Origin of the sequence: Sphingobacterium sp. B29, from assembly GCF_001952815.1 — a bacterium.
Taxonomy (GTDB): domain Bacteria; phylum Bacteroidota; class Bacteroidia; order Sphingobacteriales; family Sphingobacteriaceae; genus Sphingobacterium; species Sphingobacterium siyangense.
On the sequence record NZ_CP019158.1, the window covers coordinates 6,217,910 to 6,237,449 of the forward strand.

The 19,540-nt window shown below is 39.7% G+C and carries 16 protein-coding genes; 9 read left to right on the top strand and 7 right to left on the bottom strand.

Translation table 11 applies throughout. From position 1 onward, the window contains the following. Positions 1-126: 126 nt before the first annotated feature. Positions 127-1,191, top strand: coding sequence for an Mrp/NBP35 family ATP-binding protein (locus tag BV902_RS26510; RefSeq protein WP_075994459.1), 1,065 nt, complete (start codon positions 127-129; stop codon positions 1,189-1,191). Positions 1,192-1,276: 85 nt separating this feature from the next. Here BV902_RS26510 and BV902_RS26515 read toward each other — a convergent pair whose 3' ends face one another. From BV902_RS26515 to BV902_RS26535, 5 genes are all read right to left on the bottom strand, one after another. Further along, a complete protein-coding gene (locus BV902_RS26515; protein ID WP_075994460.1) occupies positions 1,277-2,044 on the bottom strand; it encodes an exodeoxyribonuclease III in 768 nt (255 codons plus the stop codon). Between the two features lie 73 nt (positions 2,045-2,117). Further along, on the bottom strand, positions 2,118-2,876 hold the full coding sequence (locus tag BV902_RS26520) for a peptidylprolyl isomerase (RefSeq protein ID WP_075994461.1): 759 nt from the start codon (positions 2,874-2,876) through the stop codon (positions 2,118-2,120). Positions 2,877-2,934: 58 nt separating this feature from the next. Next, the gene (locus BV902_RS26525; protein WP_075994462.1) at positions 2,935-3,282 is read right to left on the bottom strand and encodes a hypothetical protein; all 348 of its coding nucleotides are present in this window, start codon (positions 3,280-3,282) and stop codon (positions 2,935-2,937) included. 71 nt (positions 3,283-3,353) lie between these two features. Beyond that, positions 3,354-3,800 (bottom strand): low molecular weight protein-tyrosine-phosphatase, encoded by a 447-nt coding sequence (locus BV902_RS26530; protein ID WP_075994463.1) that lies wholly within the window; start codon positions 3,798-3,800, stop codon positions 3,354-3,356. A 511-nt stretch (positions 3,801-4,311) separates the two neighbouring features. Further along, entirely contained in the window at positions 4,312-5,865 is a 1,554-nt protein-coding gene (locus BV902_RS26535) for a Do family serine endopeptidase (RefSeq protein WP_075994464.1), read from the bottom strand. Between the two features lie 230 nt (positions 5,866-6,095). Here BV902_RS26535 and dapF point away from each other — a divergent pair, with 230 nt between their 5' ends. Both dapF and BV902_RS26545 read left to right on the top strand, forming a co-directional pair. Further along, positions 6,096-6,875, top strand: coding sequence for a diaminopimelate epimerase (dapF, locus tag BV902_RS26540; protein WP_075994465.1), 780 nt, complete (start codon positions 6,096-6,098; stop codon positions 6,873-6,875). Positions 6,876-7,127: 252 nt separating this feature from the next. Further along, a complete protein-coding gene (locus tag BV902_RS26545) occupies positions 7,128-10,013 on the top strand; it encodes a DEAD/DEAH box helicase (protein ID WP_075994466.1) in 2,886 nt (961 codons plus the stop codon). A 9-nt stretch (positions 10,014-10,022) separates the two neighbouring features. On the opposite strand, the gene BV902_RS26550 is transcribed toward BV902_RS26545, so the two are convergent. After that, positions 10,023-10,832 (bottom strand): AraC family transcriptional regulator, encoded by an 810-nt coding sequence (locus BV902_RS26550; protein WP_075994467.1) that lies wholly within the window; start codon positions 10,830-10,832, stop codon positions 10,023-10,025. Positions 10,833-11,213: 381 nt separating this feature from the next. Here BV902_RS26550 and BV902_RS26555 point away from each other — a divergent pair, with 381 nt between their 5' ends. Then, positions 11,214-12,263 carry an HlyD family secretion protein gene (locus BV902_RS26555; RefSeq protein WP_075994468.1) on the top strand — a complete coding sequence of 350 codons (1,050 nt, stop codon included), beginning with the start codon at positions 11,214-11,216 and terminating at the stop codon, positions 12,261-12,263. A 6-nt stretch (positions 12,264-12,269) separates the two neighbouring features. After that, on the top strand, positions 12,270-13,847 hold the full coding sequence (locus tag BV902_RS26560) for an MFS transporter (protein WP_075994469.1): 1,578 nt from the start codon (positions 12,270-12,272) through the stop codon (positions 13,845-13,847). 223 nt (positions 13,848-14,070) lie between these two features. Here BV902_RS26560 and gltX read toward each other — a convergent pair whose 3' ends face one another. Further along, positions 14,071-15,591 carry a glutamate--tRNA ligase gene (gene gltX / locus BV902_RS26565; protein WP_075994470.1) on the bottom strand — a complete coding sequence of 507 codons (1,521 nt, stop codon included), beginning with the start codon at positions 15,589-15,591 and terminating at the stop codon, positions 14,071-14,073. Between the two features lie 121 nt (positions 15,592-15,712). Here gltX and BV902_RS26570 point away from each other — a divergent pair, with 121 nt between their 5' ends. The 4 genes from BV902_RS26570 to gluP all read left to right on the top strand — a co-directional run bounded on the left by BV902_RS26570 (position 15,713) and on the right by gluP (position 19,457). Continuing rightward, positions 15,713-16,942 carry a sensor histidine kinase gene (locus BV902_RS26570; RefSeq protein ID WP_075994471.1) on the top strand — a complete coding sequence of 410 codons (1,230 nt, stop codon included), beginning with the start codon at positions 15,713-15,715 and terminating at the stop codon, positions 16,940-16,942. Continuing rightward, positions 16,923-17,471 carry a DinB family protein gene (locus BV902_RS26575; RefSeq protein WP_075994472.1) on the top strand — a complete coding sequence of 183 codons (549 nt, stop codon included), beginning with the start codon at positions 16,923-16,925 and terminating at the stop codon, positions 17,469-17,471. The genes BV902_RS26570 and BV902_RS26575 overlap by 20 nt, the downstream gene beginning before the upstream one ends. Continuing rightward, entirely contained in the window at positions 17,437-17,862 is a 426-nt protein-coding gene (locus BV902_RS26580; protein WP_075994473.1) for a hotdog fold thioesterase, read from the top strand. The genes BV902_RS26575 and BV902_RS26580 overlap by 35 nt, the downstream gene beginning before the upstream one ends. 302 nt (positions 17,863-18,164) lie before the next feature. Continuing rightward, entirely contained in the window at positions 18,165-19,457 is a 1,293-nt protein-coding gene (gluP, locus tag BV902_RS26585; protein WP_075994474.1) for a glucose/galactose MFS transporter, read from the top strand. Positions 19,458-19,540: the final 83 nt, after the last annotated feature.

A 19,540-nucleotide genomic window follows, 5' to 3' on the forward strand; every position in this document is an offset into this window, starting at 1 on the left:
TAACGGATCTTTCCTAAAGATTAGGAGTACGATACAGTAATCTTAATCCCATTAAAAACAAAGAAATGACATGAAATTGATCCGCAATGAGTAGTTTTGTAATCCATGATTACAAATGAATATTAGATGGTTACCAAAGAACAAATATTAAATGCATTATCCTATGTTGAAGAGCCTGATTTAAAAAAGGATCTTGTAACATTGAATATGATTCAAAATATCGAGATCGAAGGTGAAAAAATTTCTTTCGATGTCATTTTAACTACACCAGCTTGCCCGCTTAAGGACCATATTGAGCATGCCTGCCGAAACGCCATAGCCCATTTCATAGACAAAAACCTAGAAGTCAACATCAATATGACTTCCAATGTGATCGGGAAACAAGGCGCGCAAGTATCAGGTATTAAAAACATCATCCTGGTATCTTCAGGCAAAGGTGGAGTTGGTAAATCTACTGTCGCTGCAAATCTTGCACTTGCACTCCATGCTAAAGGAGCTAAAACAGGTCTTTTAGACGCCGACATCTATGGGCCATCGCTTCCGATTATGTTTGGCCTAGAAGGTGCCAAACCGGGTTCGATAGAAATGCCAAACGGCCAGGTTAAAATTGAACCGCTTGAAAAATTTGGACTGAAGCTACTTTCAATAGGATTTTTCACTGATCCAAACCAGCCTATTCCATGGCGTGGACCGATGACAACCTCGGCCATCAAGCAGCTTTTTAACGATGCACATTGGGGTGAACTGGATTATTTGGTTGTTGATATGCCTCCGGGCACTGGTGACATCCATATCACCGTATCACAGACATTCCCGATTGCCGGTGCTGTGATTGTCACAACCCCACAGCACGTTGCCCTGGCTGACGCTGTCAAAGGAATTGGAATGTTCTTAATGGATAGCATCAATATTCCATTATTGGGTGTCGTGGAAAATATGGCCTATTTTACACCAGCTGAACTGCCAGAGAATAAATATTATATTTTTGGTAAAGATGGTGGAAAACGTCTTGCAGAAGAATATAAAGTTCCTTTCCTTGGTGAAATCCCTTTGTTAAAAGGCATTTCTGACGCAGGAGATAATGGTTTCCCTGTTGCCATAGATACCGAAGATCCTGTAACGAAATCATTTTTAACGATCGCAGAGAAAGTTGCCCAGCAACTTTCCATTATCCATAGCCAAGGGAGATAGTTAGTTAATAGTACGCTCTTGCGCTTCACCATAAAAAAGGGCTTTCATACGTATGAAAGCTTTTTTATGAAATGTCATCTAATGATTAGATAGCAAGCTCCAGCAATACCGGGCAATGATCGGAATGTACCGCATCCGGCATTATACTGGACGATTTGATTTGTTCCGCCAAAGGTTTTGAAACCATATTATAATCAATACGCCAGCCCAAATTCTTTGCACGAGCCCCTGCGCGATAGCTCCACCAACTGTAGTGGTGTGGATCAGGATTTAAATGGCGGAAAGAGTCAATATAACCCGAATTAATAAAATTCTCCATCCATTCGCGCTCTTCCGGAAGAAATCCCGAAGAATTTGCATTTGATTTTGGATTGTGAATATCGATGGCACGGTGACAAATATTATAATCACCACAAACGACCAAATTCGGTTTTTCGATCAAAAGCTTATCGCTATATGACTGAAAATCCTCCAAAAAACGGTATTTAAAATCCTGTCTCACATCTCCTGTTGTACCTGATGGGAAATAGGTACTCATCACGGAGACCTGATCAAAATCAGCACGGATAATACGTCCTTCAAAATCATAATCTTCATGGCCGCAACCATACTCAATATGCTTAGGTGTGATCCGCGTAAACAAGGCGACTCCGCTATAGCCCTTTTTTTGAGCTGGATACCAGTAATGCTCATAGCCCATCTGCTCCAACAAAGCAATTTCGGGAATCTGATCCGGTGTAGCTTTAATCTCCTGAAGACATATGACATCCGCATTTACAGTTTTCAACCAGCCTAACCAATCTTTCTTCAAGGCTGCACGTAAACCATTCACATTATAGGTTACTATTTTCATTTTTTGAGTATTGAGATTCTAAATAATAGGAAAAAAAGCGCTTCAATCCCTGATTTGCGACTTCATAAAAACATTAATAATCCTTAGAAGAGAACAGATCACCGATTTTAGAAAAGATACCAGTCTGAGGTTTTAGACCTTTCAGTTCCCGCTCTAAGTTTAACGCTTCTCGCCTCGTTAGCACATGCATGTTCATCTTTTGGCCGACTTCTGGTCTATCGTGCTTATCTGTTTTCACAGCTGCAATCTGATCGATAACATCCACTCCCTTGACCAACTCACCAAATACAGTATAATTCCAATCCAAATGAGGTGCGCCACCAATAGTTGTATAAGCCTGACGCTGTGCTTCCGAAAATTTCTTACCATTCATCCGTGTTTGCTCCAAACGATTAAGATCTTCAGGTGTGAATACCTTTCCCTGAACAAGATAAAACTGAGAGCCCGAAGAAGCTTTTGCAGGGTTGTTATCCCTAGCCGCTCCAATGGTCCCTTTTTTATGGAATAAACCGTCCTGAATCTCTGCAGGAATGGTATACCCTGGTCCTCCATTACCCAGCTGTGCTCCTCCAACAGCATTTCTTGAGTCAGGATCGCCTCCCTGGATCATAAAATTCTGGATGACGCGATGGAACAAGGTTCCGTCGTAGTATTTACTTTTTGCTAATTTCACGAAGTTATCCCGATGTTTTGGTGTCTCATTATACAACCGCAGCACACAGGTCCCCTTGTCAGTAACGATCTGTACGTATTTAAACTCGGGTTTAGCCGCAAATGCTAAAACCTGCAAAAAGCAGAATACTGCTATTAAACTAGCCTTTAAAAATCTCATCTGTTAATAATTATATGTTCCCATTTAGAACTTCCTCTTTTTTCAATTGTGTTATCTTTTAGATAACGTTTAACTCTTCAAAATAATTTATGATCAAGGACTTCATAATCAGTTCTTGCTCCAAAAGAGTATAGTTAGGAATAGGTTTTACCAATTCCCAATGTGGCCACCCTTCTTCATCCAGACCTTTCAGATTATAAAATCCCATAGCACTGAAAAGACGACACGTCGCAATGTGCATCAACTCTTCTTTTTCTCGTTTTGAGAATTTTTGGGCACCTTTGCCCAATTCCTGAACACCAATAAGGAATAAACAGACCTTGATGTCAGGCTTTTCCATATCGAATAGCGAAGCAATTTCATCCTGTAGGATGTTCCACTTCTTATTTACTTCTGCTGCCTTCATTTTTTTGTTTTAAACAAACTAAGATAAATTTACGATGATTTGCAAGCATATTAACGCACAGATAAATATAGTTATGCTGTTGGATTCCCTCCTTTGGCAATAACCTCTGCACAACGTTGATCAATCATCTGAAACACGGGATCGAACAAATTATCATCAAAATACGGATCAGGAACAACATCATCTCCCAAAAACAATTTAACTTTGTGCAGATCTTCCTTATCAATCACCTGAGCGCATACATCTGCATAGTTTTGTCTATCCATTACAAATATAAGATCGTATTCGGAAAAAAATTGCGGTTTGAAATGCCGAGCCCGCTGACCGGAAATATCGACACCATATTTCTTTGCAATTGCTATAGCTCTACGATCGGGGGCTTCACCAATATGCCAGTCGCCTGTACCCGCCGATTCAACGACCCAGTTTAATTGATTATCTGCTGCTTTTTGTTTCAATATACCATGTGCAAGGGGAGAACGACAGATATTTCCCAAACAAACCATTAAAATCTTCATCTCTATAATTTTTAAAAGCTATCAAAGAGTAGCAATACCACGCTATGATCCAACTAAACGGTGCAAAGAACGCGATTAGCCGACATAATCAGGTTTTCATGCTTGTCAATAGCAAAATATGTAATAAATCACAAGGCCATAAAGGCCCAGCATAAAAAGTGCTGGAGCTCTATCGGCACTTCATTCCGCAAAATAGCTAAACTAAAATGATTAAGGAAACAACCGGCTTAAAATTGACTTACTTCTTACCAAGTGTCCTAGCTTTCCCATAAAGTCCTTCTGATTCCGGATCCACCGCCAGCAATGAAAACAGACTGGAGAACTTTGCTGTCCAATACCCCAATTCAATGAAGCCAATGAGACTAAACACTTTTCATTAAACCAAGTGTAGCGAGCTGAATGATATCGTCATAAAAAATACGATCAATAACACAAAGCATAAAAAAGGTGGCCTAACCTTACGGTTAGAACCACCTAAACTATATTAATCAACCAATTCTTAATTCAATGCTTAATATTCTACAGGGAAGCTCAATTGAACAGCGCCACCTTGCGGAGATACACCTTTCAATCGTACAATATTGCGTTGTGTTGCGCCGAGAGCAGCTTCAACATCATCTACTGTATTTACAGCTTTTCCATTCACCTCTGTAATGACCAGTCCACGCTCTACACCGAAATAATCAAAGATACCACCACGGTTCACTTGGGTTACAACAACTCCAGAGTTTACACCCAGTTCCTTTTTCTTCTGAGCAGAAGCAGGAATAAAGCTTGCTCCTAATTTATTGTAAATCTCCGTTGCACTTTTAGAAGCTTTTCCGCTAGCGCTTGCAGTCTTTAAGGATTCTTCGCCTTTTAACGTCAACGACACTTGTTTTTCCTTACCATCACGTTTGTAGGTGATATTCACTTTATCACCAGGACGCAGACGACCTATTGTCTCTCCTAAAACTGGCGATCCTGTAATTACTTTGCCATTAATTTTAGTCAAGATATCTCCTTTTTTGATACCGGCAGCTTCTGCTGCACCACCAGCTACAACATCTTCGACAAATAACCCGTTCACGTCCGTAATACCTCTTTCTTTAGCTAACTCAGACGTGACTGGTTGGTAATTAATACCAATATAACCTCGTTTTACATTCCCAAATTCCACAAAGTCATCAGCAATTTTTTTCACTAAGTTCACAGGAATTGCAAAACCATACCCCGCATACACACCTGTTGGAGAAGCAATAGCAGAGTTAATACCAATCAATTCACCAGCAGCATTTGTCAATGCTCCACCGCTATTCCCCTTATTAATAACTGCATCAGTTTGGATAAAGGATTCAATAGCCGAACTTGCTAGAGGCTGATTCGTATTTCCTCCAAAAGGATTACCGCGTTGTTGCTGACCTTCTCTTAAGATACCAATATCACGGCCAGTAGCACTAACGATACCTGCTGTTACAGTAGATTGCAATCCAAGTGGATAACCAAAAGCCAATACCCATTCACCAACATTAACATTATCTGAATTACCTAATTTAACAACAGGAAGGCCTTTTCCAGCAACCTTTAACAGAGCAATATCTGTATTTGGATCCCGGCCAATTAATTTAGCTTCAAACGTACGCTTGTCTGTTAGTACCACTTCAATTTTATCTGCATCTTCCACCACGTGATTGTTGGTTACAATATAACCATCATCTGAAATAATTACACCTGATCCGGATGCTTGTATAGGCTGGGACTGCATCTGACGACGTCCGCCACCCTGTGGCATGCCAAAAAACTCCTCAAACATATCGAATGGAGAACCCTGTGATTCCTGAGATCCCTTACGCGTGTACGTTGTTTTGATATGTACTACGCCCGGAGAAACGGCAGCAGCAGCCTGGGTAAAATCAGGATTACCTGTCGAAGACATGGCTCCTACTGGGTTGTTCGCAAAATAAACTTTTTGTTTGTCTTCGAAAGACTTACCATCAAACTTCTTATTCTCAATAAGCTTGTAACCACCTAATGCTACCGCTCCACCGAAAACAGCCGTTAATAGCGTTAAACCGACCTTATTCATAAACTTATTTTTATTTTAAAATGTCTTAATATAAGCTGATAATTTTTGCTCTTAAAATTACCGATTTTATTCGGATATGTTCAAATGTAATACCATTTCGAAGCCTTCGGAAAATCCGACACGTTAAAAAATGTTAATTACTAGACAAATGCAACCATTTTAACAAATCTTAACTTTTCTCCGTTTTTTTGTAACAAAAAAACGTACTTTTGTTACTACAAATCAACGTAATGGCATCAAAAGTAAGATTTTCAAAATATCAGGGAGCAGGCAATGACTTCATTTTAGTAGACAATCGCAACAAAGCATTTGACCGCGCAGATGAAGCATTGGTAGAAAAGCTCTGTAACCGCCGGTTTGGCATTGGTGCCGATGGTCTAATGCTCTTACAAACCACAGAAAATTACGATTTTGAGATGATTTATTATAATGCCGACGGTAGAGAAGGCAGCATGTGTGGTAATGGGGGGCGTTGTATCGTCGCTTTTGCACGCGACTTAGGCATTATTACTGACAAAACTGTCTTTTTGGCAGTAGACGGCATACACCATGCCTCTTTATCAGCAGACCTTGTCAATCTCCAGATGATCGATGTAACCGATTTTACCCGTGATGGAGAAGCCTATCTGTTACAAACAGGTTCTCCACATTATGTTGAGTTTGTAAAAAATCTGCAAGATAAGAATGTCTTTCAAGATGGCTACGCCATTCGCAATAACGCTACTTATGGAAAAGAAGGCATCAATGTAAATTTCATTGAAGCTGAAGGAGATGGTTATTTCCTCCGTACATTTGAGCGCGGTGTTGAAGATGAAACCTATGCCTGCGGCACTGGAGCAACTGCCGCGGCCATGGCTGTCGCCTTGCAGCAAAATTTAGAAGGTGATATCAATATTCCTATCCGAGTATTAGGAGGACAGCTGTATATCTCCTTCCATAAGAAAGGCTCCCATTTCTCAGAGGTGTTCTTAAAAGGGCCGGCACAGTTTGTCTTTGAAGGGAACTATTAGATTTTTACTCCTATAGCGATCAAGGCTAATTGCAACCCAAATTTTCAATCCAAGCAAATCAAGCCGTGAAATAGGGCCTACGCCCCTTGATATTTAACGGCACCCGTGCACAACCTCATAATGAAGGTTAGTACGAGATCTTAACTAGCTATTCCTTAGAATCGATTTTTAAAATTTCAACGCGCAAATTGCGATTAATGGTATATTTTATTGTATATTAGAAACCTTTATTTATAAGGTCCGCTATTTTTAATGCAACAGTCAAAGTCATTTCCAGTATATAAAATCGTTTATTCTATATGTGAGCACCCCTATCTTGGCTATCTCATTGAGCCACACATGGTCAAACTCAATCCCAATGGGACTTACTCACTACGCTATCAACGTATATTTAGCAATACTGTAGATGCTTACGCCGCTGAATTGGATGAATTAGATTATAAACTAATTCGATTGCTCGATGAAATCGAACAAACGCATCTCATCAAAAAATACTACAAAAAAGCAATTAGACCTGTCGATTTCTTTTCCAAAGTTTTCGATAAAAAGCTACATGAGCTTCTTCGTCCTAAAATTGATGAAAAAATGATCCAATTTTTTGAAGCTGTTGGAGACAAACCGCTTTTCATGATGAGCAAAGATGGTTATCCAGCAGATCAAGAAATTAAATTGGCAACCTCCGCGGCATCAATTTTATTTCATTTTCGACGAAACGAAGAAGAAACACGTTATTTCCCAACAATCAAATACGAAAATCAGCGTCTGGAGTTTATGTTCAAAAATGCCATTGTCTTGACCAATGTACAAGCATGGTTGCTTCTAAACAATACCCTATATTATTTCGATCAGGCACTTGAGGGCAAGAAACTCAGCCCTTTCCTAAATAAACGTTACATTTCTGTCGGTAGAAGTACCGAAAAAAAATATTTCGAAACCTTTGTATGTGGACTGATTGAACGCTATCATGTCTATGCCGAAGGATTTGAAATTCAAACCCACCAACACCAAGCAATTCCACTCCTCCATTTGATTTATATTGAAGACGGGGCATCGCAATTACAACTGCAATTCAAGTACGGGCCGCACACCTTTACCGCAGGAGCCGAGAATAAAGTTACTGTTCGTATGGAATATAATGAGAAAGATGATCAGTATATATTCCACCGTGTAAAACGATCTTTGCAATGGGAAGAACAACAACATGAAAGCTTAAAAAAATTGGGGCTACAGGATGTCGACCTCCAACTCGGTTTATTAACGCCAACTACCCATAATGGAAAACGGCTTTCAGTATTTGACTGGATGAACAACCATCAAGAACAACTTGAGACTCTAGGATTCCACATTATACAAAATAGTGAAGAAAAACGCTTCTTCATAGGGCACACCTCCTTAGATATCTCCATTGATGAAGACAATGATTGGTTTGATATCAGCGCTATCGCAAAATTTGGTCCCTATGAGATCCCATTTATCCAGCTGCGCAATCATATTCTTAATAACATTAAGGAATTTACCTTACCGAATGGAGAAATTGCCATGATTCCGGAAGAATGGTTTGCAAAATACAATCATCTCTTCCAGTTTTCTGCAGATCGGCATGAGCTCAAACTAAATAAGGTACATATTGGTCTACTCTTTGAAATTAGTGAGCATACACAGCTGGTATTTACACGAAAACTACAGAATCTAGCCAATTTTGAAGAGATTGCTGATATTCCCGAACCAAAACATTTCAAGGGAAATCTTCGCCCATACCAAAAAGCAGGATATAATTGGTTTAATTTTTTGAAGCAGTATAAATTTGGCGGCTGTCTTGCAGATGATATGGGTTTGGGTAAAACCATACAGACTTTAGCCCTATTGCAACAGCAGAAAGAACAACTCCAAGACGAACAGGATATCCGTACCTCACTTTTGGTGTTGCCAACATCATTGGTATACAACTGGCAGAAAGAAGCACAGCAATTTGCCCCACAGCTTAATATCCACCTTCATACCGGAAACAACCGCATCAAAGATGCTACTCTTTTCGCCAAATATGATTTGGTAATTACCACCTACGGAATTGCGCGTATTGACGAAGAAACCTTGAGTGGCTTTTATTTTAATTACATTATCCTCGATGAGAGCCAGAATATCAAAAACCCAACTTCCAAATCGTTTAAAGCCATCAAAAGCCTAAAAAGCAAAAACAAATTGGCTTTGAGTGGAACTCCTGTAGAAAATTCCGTTTCGGATCTTTGGGCACAGATGCACTTCACCAATCCAGGACTACTAGGCAGCTATACTTATTTTCAAAAGGAATTTGTACAGCCCATAGAAAAGAAAAAAGATGAAGAAAAAGCACAGCGTCTTCAAGCGATTGTCAAACCATTTATATTAAGACGTACAAAAGATCAGGTGGCAACAGAATTACCGCCAAAAACTGAACAGATCCTTTATTGTGAAATGACTGAAAAACAATCCGAGTTGTACGAAAAAGTCAAATCTGAATATCGCAATGCAATTCTTGACGGACAATTGGACAGCAAGCCTAAATCTACGCAAATTGCGCTGCTGCAAGGCCTGACAAAGCTCCGACAATTAGCCAACCATCCCAGAATGGTGGATGAGAAATTCTCGGGTGATTCCGGCAAGTTTGAAGCTGTCATTGAAACGCTTGAGATGGTCATGCGAAGAGGCAACAAAGTGCTGATTTTCTCCCAATTCGTAAAACAGCTCAATATTTTCCGTCAGTATTTCGATCATAAAGGAACAAATTATGCCTACCTGGATGGCGGCACAAAGAATCGGGATGAAGCCGTCAGCCAATTTCGTAAAAACAACGATACCAAGTTATTCCTTATATCGATAAAAGCAGGTGGGGTGGGACTCAATCTGATTGAAGCTGACTATGTTTTTATTCTGGATCCGTGGTGGAATCCAGCTGTGGAACAACAGGCTGTAGACCGTTCACACCGCATCGGTCAAACGCGCAACGTGTTTATCTATAAATTTATCAGTAAAGATACCGTCGAAGAAAAGATATTAGCTTTACAGAATAAAAAGAAGTCGATTGCACAAAGCCTGATCACGACAGAAGAAAGCTTCATCAAGTCACTATCACAGGAAGATCTGCAGGAACTTTTGGCCTAAATAAAAACATTACTGTTTATATTCATTAATCTTCGCCATATATATCGATGGACGGATACCCGTTACACGTGTAAAGATATTGCTAAAAGAAGACAGTTCATTGTACCCTACGCGCATCGCTATTTCTAGAATGGAGTAGCTATTCTCAGACATCAGTTCCAGGGCTTTCGCAATTCGTATGGCTCTTAAAAAACGGATATAACTAATCCCCATATCTTCTTTAAACAACCGTGACAACGAGCGGCTGCTCATACCAAAGCGCACAGCAACCTGTTCAATGGTAAATGCTTGATCAATATTGCTATTCAGATATCTCGCTACGCTCCTGAGTTTTTCACTTTTAGGATAAGGATGCTGCATCGGAAAAGCATCTATTGGTGAACTCGTATCCGGAATAATCGCCATCATCGCACGCAAGAGACAGTACTTTGAATAATCAGCCGTTTTGCTGATCCCTCCGCTCCAATCCTGAGCAAATAAAAACATTTCACGCACCAGATCATTGCTTAGAAATATATTTGGCGTTGAAAGTACGGACGGCATATGCTGCTTCTCCTTGAAATAAAAACTATATAGCGGAATACGAGAGCTTGTACTTTCCAGATGATAAGTTGTATTTGCCGGAATCCACATATAAAACCTTGCTGGCAAATACCAGTGCTTTGTTGTTGTAAACACATGAATAATACCACCGTCAGCATAGAGCAGCCGCGCCTTTTTATGTTTGTACTCACGAGAATCGATACGATCGACATACATATGGTCTACATAAAAATCATATTGGTCAGCATCAATAGCTACAAGTTTTTCCTCTTCCATAACTTAAAATTACACTTTTCCTACAACATGGCGCAAATGAACATATATCCGTCCGACTATACAAAACAAAACGTTTCTATTCCACAGTATCTTTGTACAGCCATATGCTCATGCTCTCAGAGGAAGTTTGCTCGTATTCCGGGTAACCCTGATTAAGTAACATACAAAAACAGAAAAATTGCTACTCCGAGTACATCATAAGCGGAACTGAATACTGGCACAACGGACTTTAATTAAATTTTTAAAAGTCTCCTACAACATCGGATCAAATAAAAAGGCTCAACTGTAAATTTAGATGATGCTAAAAGTACACAGTTCGCCTGTGTTGACACACTATAAACACATAAAGCAGACTATTAAAATTACGCAATCAAAATAACAATGAATAAAGAAGATAAAGAAGACAAAACAAAAGGATTTAATAAAATGCTCGTCATATTTGCCAGCCTATTATTATTGACCGGTATCGGCGTCTTAGTCAGACACCTTATTTTTACCAATCAATATGTAACAACAAATGACGCACAAATTGATCAATACTTGACACCTATTGCCAGTAGGGTTTCTGGTTTTATCAAGGAAGTACGATTTGAGGAAAACCAATATGTACATCGGGGCGATACCTTATTAATTATAGATGCCAGTGAGTATCAAACAAAGGTTGATATGGCGAATGCCGAGCTCCAAAGTAGCCAGAGCAATGCTGAGGTAATCAGCAAAACAGCCAATGCAACAGCCAATAGCATTTCTGTTCAAAAGGCAAGATTAGAAGCTGCAAAAGTAAGTGTATGGCAGACCGAACAGGATTACAAGCGATTCAAGAATTTATTTGAAGCAGAGGCTGCGACCAAACAACAGTACGATAATGCCAAAGCAGCATATGATATAGCATTGGCACAACTGCACACTATAATCGAAGAATATAATTCAGCTCAACTAAACACCAATAAAGAAAAAGCAAGCGAACTACCGGCAAGAGCCAATATCAATATTAAAAAGGCCGCAAAAACAAATGCACAGCTTTTTCTTTCGTATACCGTAGTTACAGCACCTTATGATGGCTTTGTTGGAAAACGAACCATCCAAGCAGGACAATATGTAAAGGAAGGTCAGACACTTGCCAATGTCATTAGTGAAGAGAAATGGATCAACGCTAACTTTAGGGAAACTCAACTCGAAAATCTTGCAGAAGGCACTATCGTTACTATACAGGTCGACGCTTTTCCCAAACTCAGTTTTAAAGGAAGAATCCACTCATTTTCTCCGGCATCAGGTTCCAAATTTGCCCTGATACCACAAGACAATGCAACCGGAAATTTCGTAAAGATTGAGCAACGGATTCCCATTAAAATTGTATTTGATCCAAAACAGGACCTCAAGAAATTACGCGCAGGTATGAATGTCGTTGTCCATGCCGCCCATCAATCCTAATCGCCCATGAGTACAAACAAATCTTTATACTACAGCTGGGTACCCGAATGGATAAAACTCCCGCTAATGATCGTAGCGATGTTCCCACACCTCATGCTAATGTCGCTCTTCCATTCCAATACGGCATTTACCGCTTCGGCACTGGATATTGAAGCTGAGGATATTCAGTATTTTCTATCCTTGATGTATGGCGCCATTGTCGTTACCTTACTCATATTTCAACGGCTGTTTTCGTTTTTTAGAGTAAGGACATACATACTCTTGACTTGTAGCCTCTCCATCCTGATTCTACTCGGTATTTCACTTACAAGAGACCCCTTCCTTATTGGCATTCTCCGCGTAATCGAAGGTATTTTCTGTGTACTGGAAGGTGCATGCTTTCTTCCACTGCTTATGATGCAGATTAAGCATACCAAAAGCCGAACGATCGCCTATTTTTTCCTATATACCTTTATGCTTACAGGATCAACTTTGACGACATCCTTACTCAAAGAAAGCATAATGGACTATGGATGGCAAGATATGATCCATGTCGTACTCTATTGGCATTTGATAGTGATTGCAATAGCCTTGCTGTTACTCAACAATAATCGCTTGGGTAAAAAGTTCCCACTCTATCAACTGGATCTGGCCAGCTGTCTATTTTTATTGATATCATTGAGCTGCGGGGCCTACGTTTTAATTTATGGTCGCAAATACTATTGGTTTGCATGCTCCACGATCACCATCAACTTCGCACTTTTCCTTATTTTCGGAGCATTTTTCATCATTAAACAGCGGATTGTCAAAAGACCGCTGTTTCATTTTGAGATCCTCAGATACAAAAATGTGATCTTTGGTGTTATCCTATTTTTTCTCTTTTATATTATTCGCAGCTGTCTCAATAATGTATACACAGTGATGGCTACCGTATGGAAGTGGCCCTGGCATTATATTGTTGATGTACAGTACATCAATGTCCTTGGTACAATACTGGGTGTTGGCAGTTCAGGATTCTTACTCCTCCGCGATGTATCTCCTAAATATATCTTTGGTTTTGGCTTTTTGATATTGGCGACTTCATGTTTTTTATTTGTACCTATATTTTACCCTGATACCACAATCTGGGCAATCGGTCTTCCTTTGTTTATTCAAGGAATCGGACAAGGATGGCTTTTTACACCACTGGTTATTTATATTTTGACAGGTGTAGAATCCCATCATGCTGGCAATGCAGGCCTCATGGGCACAACCGTTCGGTTTTGGGGTACGAATGTCGGATTTGCACTTATTCAAAATGCTAGCTATACACTAAATCAAAAGCATTATATTCAACTCGAACAGACACTGAATACAAGCAACCCACTGACAATAAACTATTGGAATACATTAATGGACAAATATACCGGAATATATGGCGATCACATAGCAGGGCGTATTGCAAGCAAAAGTATTTCGGGAACCCTAAGTCAGCAAGCATCTCTAATCAGTAACATGGAGATATTTACTTATCTGGGAATCCTGGGAATGCTGGTAACAGGGCTAATATTTTTATTCGGCCCAGCCAAAACACTTTTCATGCGCCTAAGGATGCCATACTTGTAAATGAGGCAGCTAAATCTCCTATATACAACTTTCATGCTTTCGCAAGCAGCAACAGCAATGAAAGCGAACCGGAGATTCCTTCTGCCTAATAAACCGAGTATCACGAGCTCATTGATGCCTTAATAAAAACAATATGAATCAACTAAACAGGTTCTTTCAAAAAAAGGGGCTGTTTGCAAATCAATGCAGACAACCCCTTTTTGGTATCTCATACTTAATCTATTTAAGCATCAAATTCTTTAAGTGCTTTTTTCACACGTGCTATTACCTCGTTTTTGCCGAGCAGTTCAACAATCTGAAAGACATCTGGTCCAAATTTACCGCCTACCAACATAATCCGGAATGGCATCATCAGCTCGCCCATTTTCATTCCCGATGCCTGAATCGCATCTTTAAAGAAAGGCTCCAATTCAGCAGCTTTCCACGTATCAAATCCTTCGAATGACTGGTTTATATCCTCAAAAAATGCTGTTTTCTCAGCAGACCACTTAGGCTTCACAGCATTCAAATCATATTCCGCAGGTTGCAAAAAGAAGAAAGACGCCTGACTCCAAAAGTCCTCAACAAAAGTTAAACGCTCTTTCACAGCATCCAATACCCTGCTCACGTAAGCTTCATCGGCATCTACTTGATGATGTTCCAATACCGTTTTGATCTTTGGCAACAGGGATTCTGTCGACGTGCGTTTAATCCATTCATGGTTGAACCATTTTGCTTTTTCAAAATCAAATTTCGCACCGGCTTTACTGATACGGTCAACACCAAATTTCTGAATCAATTCATCTAAGGAGAAAAGTTCCTGTTCAGTACCATCATTCCAACCTAACACGCCAAGCATATTGACAAAAGCCTCGGGTAAGAAGCCCATCTCACGGAATCCTTTTGTTGTATCGCCAGATTTAGCATCGGTCCAGTTCATAGCATAAACAGGGAATCCCAAACGATCACCGTCACGCTTGCTTAGTTTACCGTTTCCATCCGGTTTAAGGATCAATGGAAGGTGCGCCCAGCCTGGCATACTATCCCCCCAACCAAGGTATTCCCACAATAAGATGTGGATAGGTGCCGAAGGCAACCACTCTTCACCACGGAATACATGTGATATTTCCATGGCCTTATCATCTACAACAACAGCGAGGTGATAAGTCGGCATGCCATCTGCCTTAAGCAATACCTTATCATCGACAAGATTTGTATCAAAAGCAACCTTTCCACGGATCATATCAGTGAACGATACCGTTTCATCTGTCGGAATCTTTATACGGATGGTGTGCGGCGTGCCCGCATCCAATAATTGTTGAGTTTCAGCGGCAGACAAACTCAATGAATTACGTAATTGAAGTCTGTTCTCGTGGCTATATCGAAAATTAGGCTGCAACTTACGCTGCTCATCCAGCTCCTCTGCTGTGTCAAAAGCATAGTAAGCATAACCATTCTCGATCAGCTGTTCAGCATATTTCCGGTAAGATGGTTTTCGCTCACTTTGACGGTAAGGTCCGTACTCGCCTCCTTTTAATGGGCTTTCATCTGGAGTCAAACCACACCATGCTAAGCATTCGTTGATATATTCCTCAGCACCTGGGACAAAACGAGTTTGGTCCGTATCCTCGACACGTAAAATAAAATCTCCCTGATGCTGACGCGCATAGAGAAAATTAAACAAAGCTGTACGTACCCCACCAAGGTGAAGACCACCTGTCGGGCTTGGTGCAAAACGCACTCTTACTTTTCTTTCTGAACTCATGTCGCAAAATTACCACAAAATTTTTGATTTGGGCGGTACGATAACTTCTTCAATGAAATAAAAGTGCAGAAAACAGACATTTATTCAGTAATTTGCAAATGAAGGACACGAATACGGAATCATGAAACCCTATCAGATTAGCCAGCAACGCTGGAAATTTATCTTGCTTATCTTTGCAGCAGTCATTGCTGTCGCCTCCCTGGTTTATACCAATTACCTCGTTCGAAATCTTGCACATGCCGAGCGTTCGAAGGCTGAGGTATGGGCCATGAGCACCAAAAATATTATGACCATGCCCGACGTTGATGATGAATTCATTACATTTATTTACGCCGTAAGAGACAGTCTAAATTTACCCGCAATTATTACTGACGACAAAGAAGACATTATTTTTTGGCGTAACCTCGATTCAACAAAGACAAATATTAAACCCGGACACAACGACAGTGTTACAAAGCATCTCGATTATGATCCCGTTTATTTTCAAAAACAGCTTGCGTTTATGAAGAAAAGCCATCCGCCTATTACGTTGGAATTGGAAAATGGGCAAAAATGGCATGTGTATTATAAAGATTCATGGTTTTTGCAACAGTTAAGGGTGTTTCCTTATGTACAATTATCGCTGATTGCCCTCTTTCTCATTATTGCTTATACCGTTTTCAATTCTATCCGGAAATCCGAACAAAATCTCGTTTGGGTAGGACTAACAAAAGAAGCCGCACATCAATTGGGTACCCCTATTTCGTCGTTGATGGGTTGGTTAGAATTGATTCGCATAAAATTTGATGCCGAAGAAGATGACACCCTAAATGAAATGGAAAATGACATTAAGCGACTTGAAATCGTTGCTGATCGCTTTTCGAAAATAGGATCTACTCCCGTGCTGACTAACCATAACCTGTATGATGTCATCAAAAATTACATGGATTATTTTCGCATACGAACCAGTAATAAAATTGCTTTCGAATTAAAAGGGGACACACATCTTGAAGCACAGCTTAATATTCCACTCTTTGATTGGATTATCGAAAATTTATTGAAAAACGGAGTAAATGCCATTGGTACAGAAGGAAAGATAACTGTTAATATTTCAGAAAATATTGCGAAAGAAGAAATTTTTATAGACATTAGTGATACGGGCAAAGGAATTCCGAGATCTAATTTTGAATCTGTTTTCCAGCCGGGGTTCACAACGCGGAAAAGAGGTTGGGGGCTTGGCCTTAGTCTGACAAAAAGAATGGTGCGGTACCACCAGGGGCAAATTTTTGTAAAAGAATCTGAAGTAGGTAAAGGAACAACATTTCGAATAATCTTAAAAAGCAACTTAAAATATGAAGCCACTCAAATCTGACGAATATCCAGCGGTCTACGCGCCTTATATTGAGACTGTCGTCGATAACGTGTTCGATGCACTAGAAGAACAAACGCTCTCCTTTCCAGCATTTCTGGACACGATACCAGAGGAAAGAGGTAATTTTAAATACGCTGAAGATAAGTGGACAATCAAAGAAGTTGTTGGCCACGTCATCGATAACGAGCGTATCATGGCTTATCGGGCATTGCGTTTTTCACGTAATGACCTTAAAGAGCTCGCTGGATACGACCAAGACTACTTCATTCAGTATTCCCGTTACAACGATCGCACTTTAGAAAGCCTGAGTAAAGAATTTACTTTTCTTCGCAAAGCGAACATGATGCTTTTCAATAGTTTTAATGAGGTTGAATTGGAACGTAAAGGGATGGCATCTGAACGGCTAATAAGTGTAAAAGCACTCTTGTATGTCATTGCTGGTCACCTCAATCATCATCGCATCATTATCCAAGAACGTTATTTAAACTCAGACGATGTCAAAAATTTGGTTTCAGCATTACAGCATTGAGGAAATAAACGTATTTTTCAACAAATACCTATCGGGTCTACTCGAGATTCAAGCGACAGAAATTGATGGCAACTCCATCACGGCGACCATGCCGGTGACAGATAAAGTCAAACAACCACATGGTATTTTACATGGCGGCGCTTCTGTCGTTCTAGCGGAGTCTTTGGGAAGTATCGCATCTAATCTCGTGGTTGATCCAGAAAAATACCGCGGAGTTGGACTTGAAGTAAATGCCAATCATATACGCCCGGTAAGTAGCGGCGTAATAACAGCAAAATGTAGCCCAATACACATTGGTCGATCCACACATATTTGGGAAATAAAAATGTACGATCGCTTCAACAAATTAAATTGTATCTCAAGACTTACAGTAGCTATCGTTCCAAAATAACGATAACTATACGACTCTTGCTAACTCGATTTATCACCTCGCTCCAATTACAATTCGACAATATTTATACGCAAAGAAGGATAAATTTCACAATTTATCCTTCTTTTTTTTGTCAATTAATTATCAAAATCCCCCAAAAATATGCCTTTATTTATTTCCGATATTCAAGAAATTTAAGTAGTCTTGTAGGATGGATACTTTAAAAATCAGTAATTATGAAGCGCAATCGTTTGTTCATTCCTTATTCCTACTGATTTACCAATCCTCGAACGATAACTTAACTAAATATAATAAAACAAAACATGACCACTAATCCTAACGTTGGTAAAACAGCTTTTCGCCCTATGGCCATCTGCTGTGGTTTATTTTTTATCCTCGGTTTTATTACCTGGGCAAACGGAACTCTAATTCCATTCTTAAAAATTGCTTGTAACCTCGAAACAGATTTGCAAGCTTTCTTCGTAACCTTTGCTTCCTATATTGCTTATTTTTTCCTAGCACTTCCCAGCTCAGTCATCATTAAAAAAATTGGTTTCCAAAATGGTTTAGTTGTCAGTCTTATTATATTAGGTTTAGGATCTTTGATCTTTATTCCTGCGGCAGATAATAGAAGCTACGGCCTATTTTTAACAGGAATCTTCATCCAAGGTTCAGGAATGGCATTATTACAAACAGCCGTTAACCCTTACTTAAGTATTATTGGTCCCATTGATAGCGCTGCACAACGTATTTCAATAGCTGGATTTTTCAATAAATCGGCTGGTATCATTGTACCTATCCTTTTTGGAACACTCTTTTTAAAAGATGCTCAAAAAGTAACAGCAAAATTAGAAGCAACAACGGATCTTGTCCAAAAGAATGCGATATTAGATGATCTTCTTCAACGCGTGCACACTCCATACATCTCTCTTGCAATTATATTCGTTGCCTTCGCAATATTCTTAAAGTTCACACACCTGCCTGAGGTCGATGTGGATGCCGAAGAAGAAACCAGCGCAGAAAGCGGAACTGTGGCAGCAAAGAAAACATCGATATTTCAATATCCACATTTGTTCTTGGGGGCTTTGGCAATTTTCTTCTGTGTGGCCGTCGAAGTTATGGCAGGCGATATCATTGGCGTCTATGCACGCGAACTGAAAGTTGATCCCTTCTTTACAACCTATGCAACAGCATTTACACTCGCTTGTATGTTGATCGGTTATATTATTGGTATTATTTCTATTCCAAGATTTGTATCACAACAAATGGCCCTGCGTATTTGCACAATCATTGGCATCACATTCACCATTATTTCTGTTTTTACGACTGGTACAACTTCATTTATATTCGTTGCCTTGTTAGGAATCGCTAACTCCCTCATGTGGCCAGCTATCTTCCCGCTAGGAATTAAAGGTCTGGGAAAATTCACAAAAACAGGATCAGCAATCATGATTATGGGGATTGCTGGTGGTGCTATATGGCCTTTGATCTACGGGCTGTTAAAAGATCATTTGCATATTGATTTTCAACACGCCTTCTTATATGCAATGATTCCGGGCTATCTATACATTATGTTTTTCTCTATAGTAGGTCATAAAGTTGGCAAAACGAATTGATGTAAATCCATCTTATATTTTAAGAAAAAAAGGCATCTAAAAATAGATGCCTTTTTTTCTTAAAATTCTTCCTATTTTTAGGA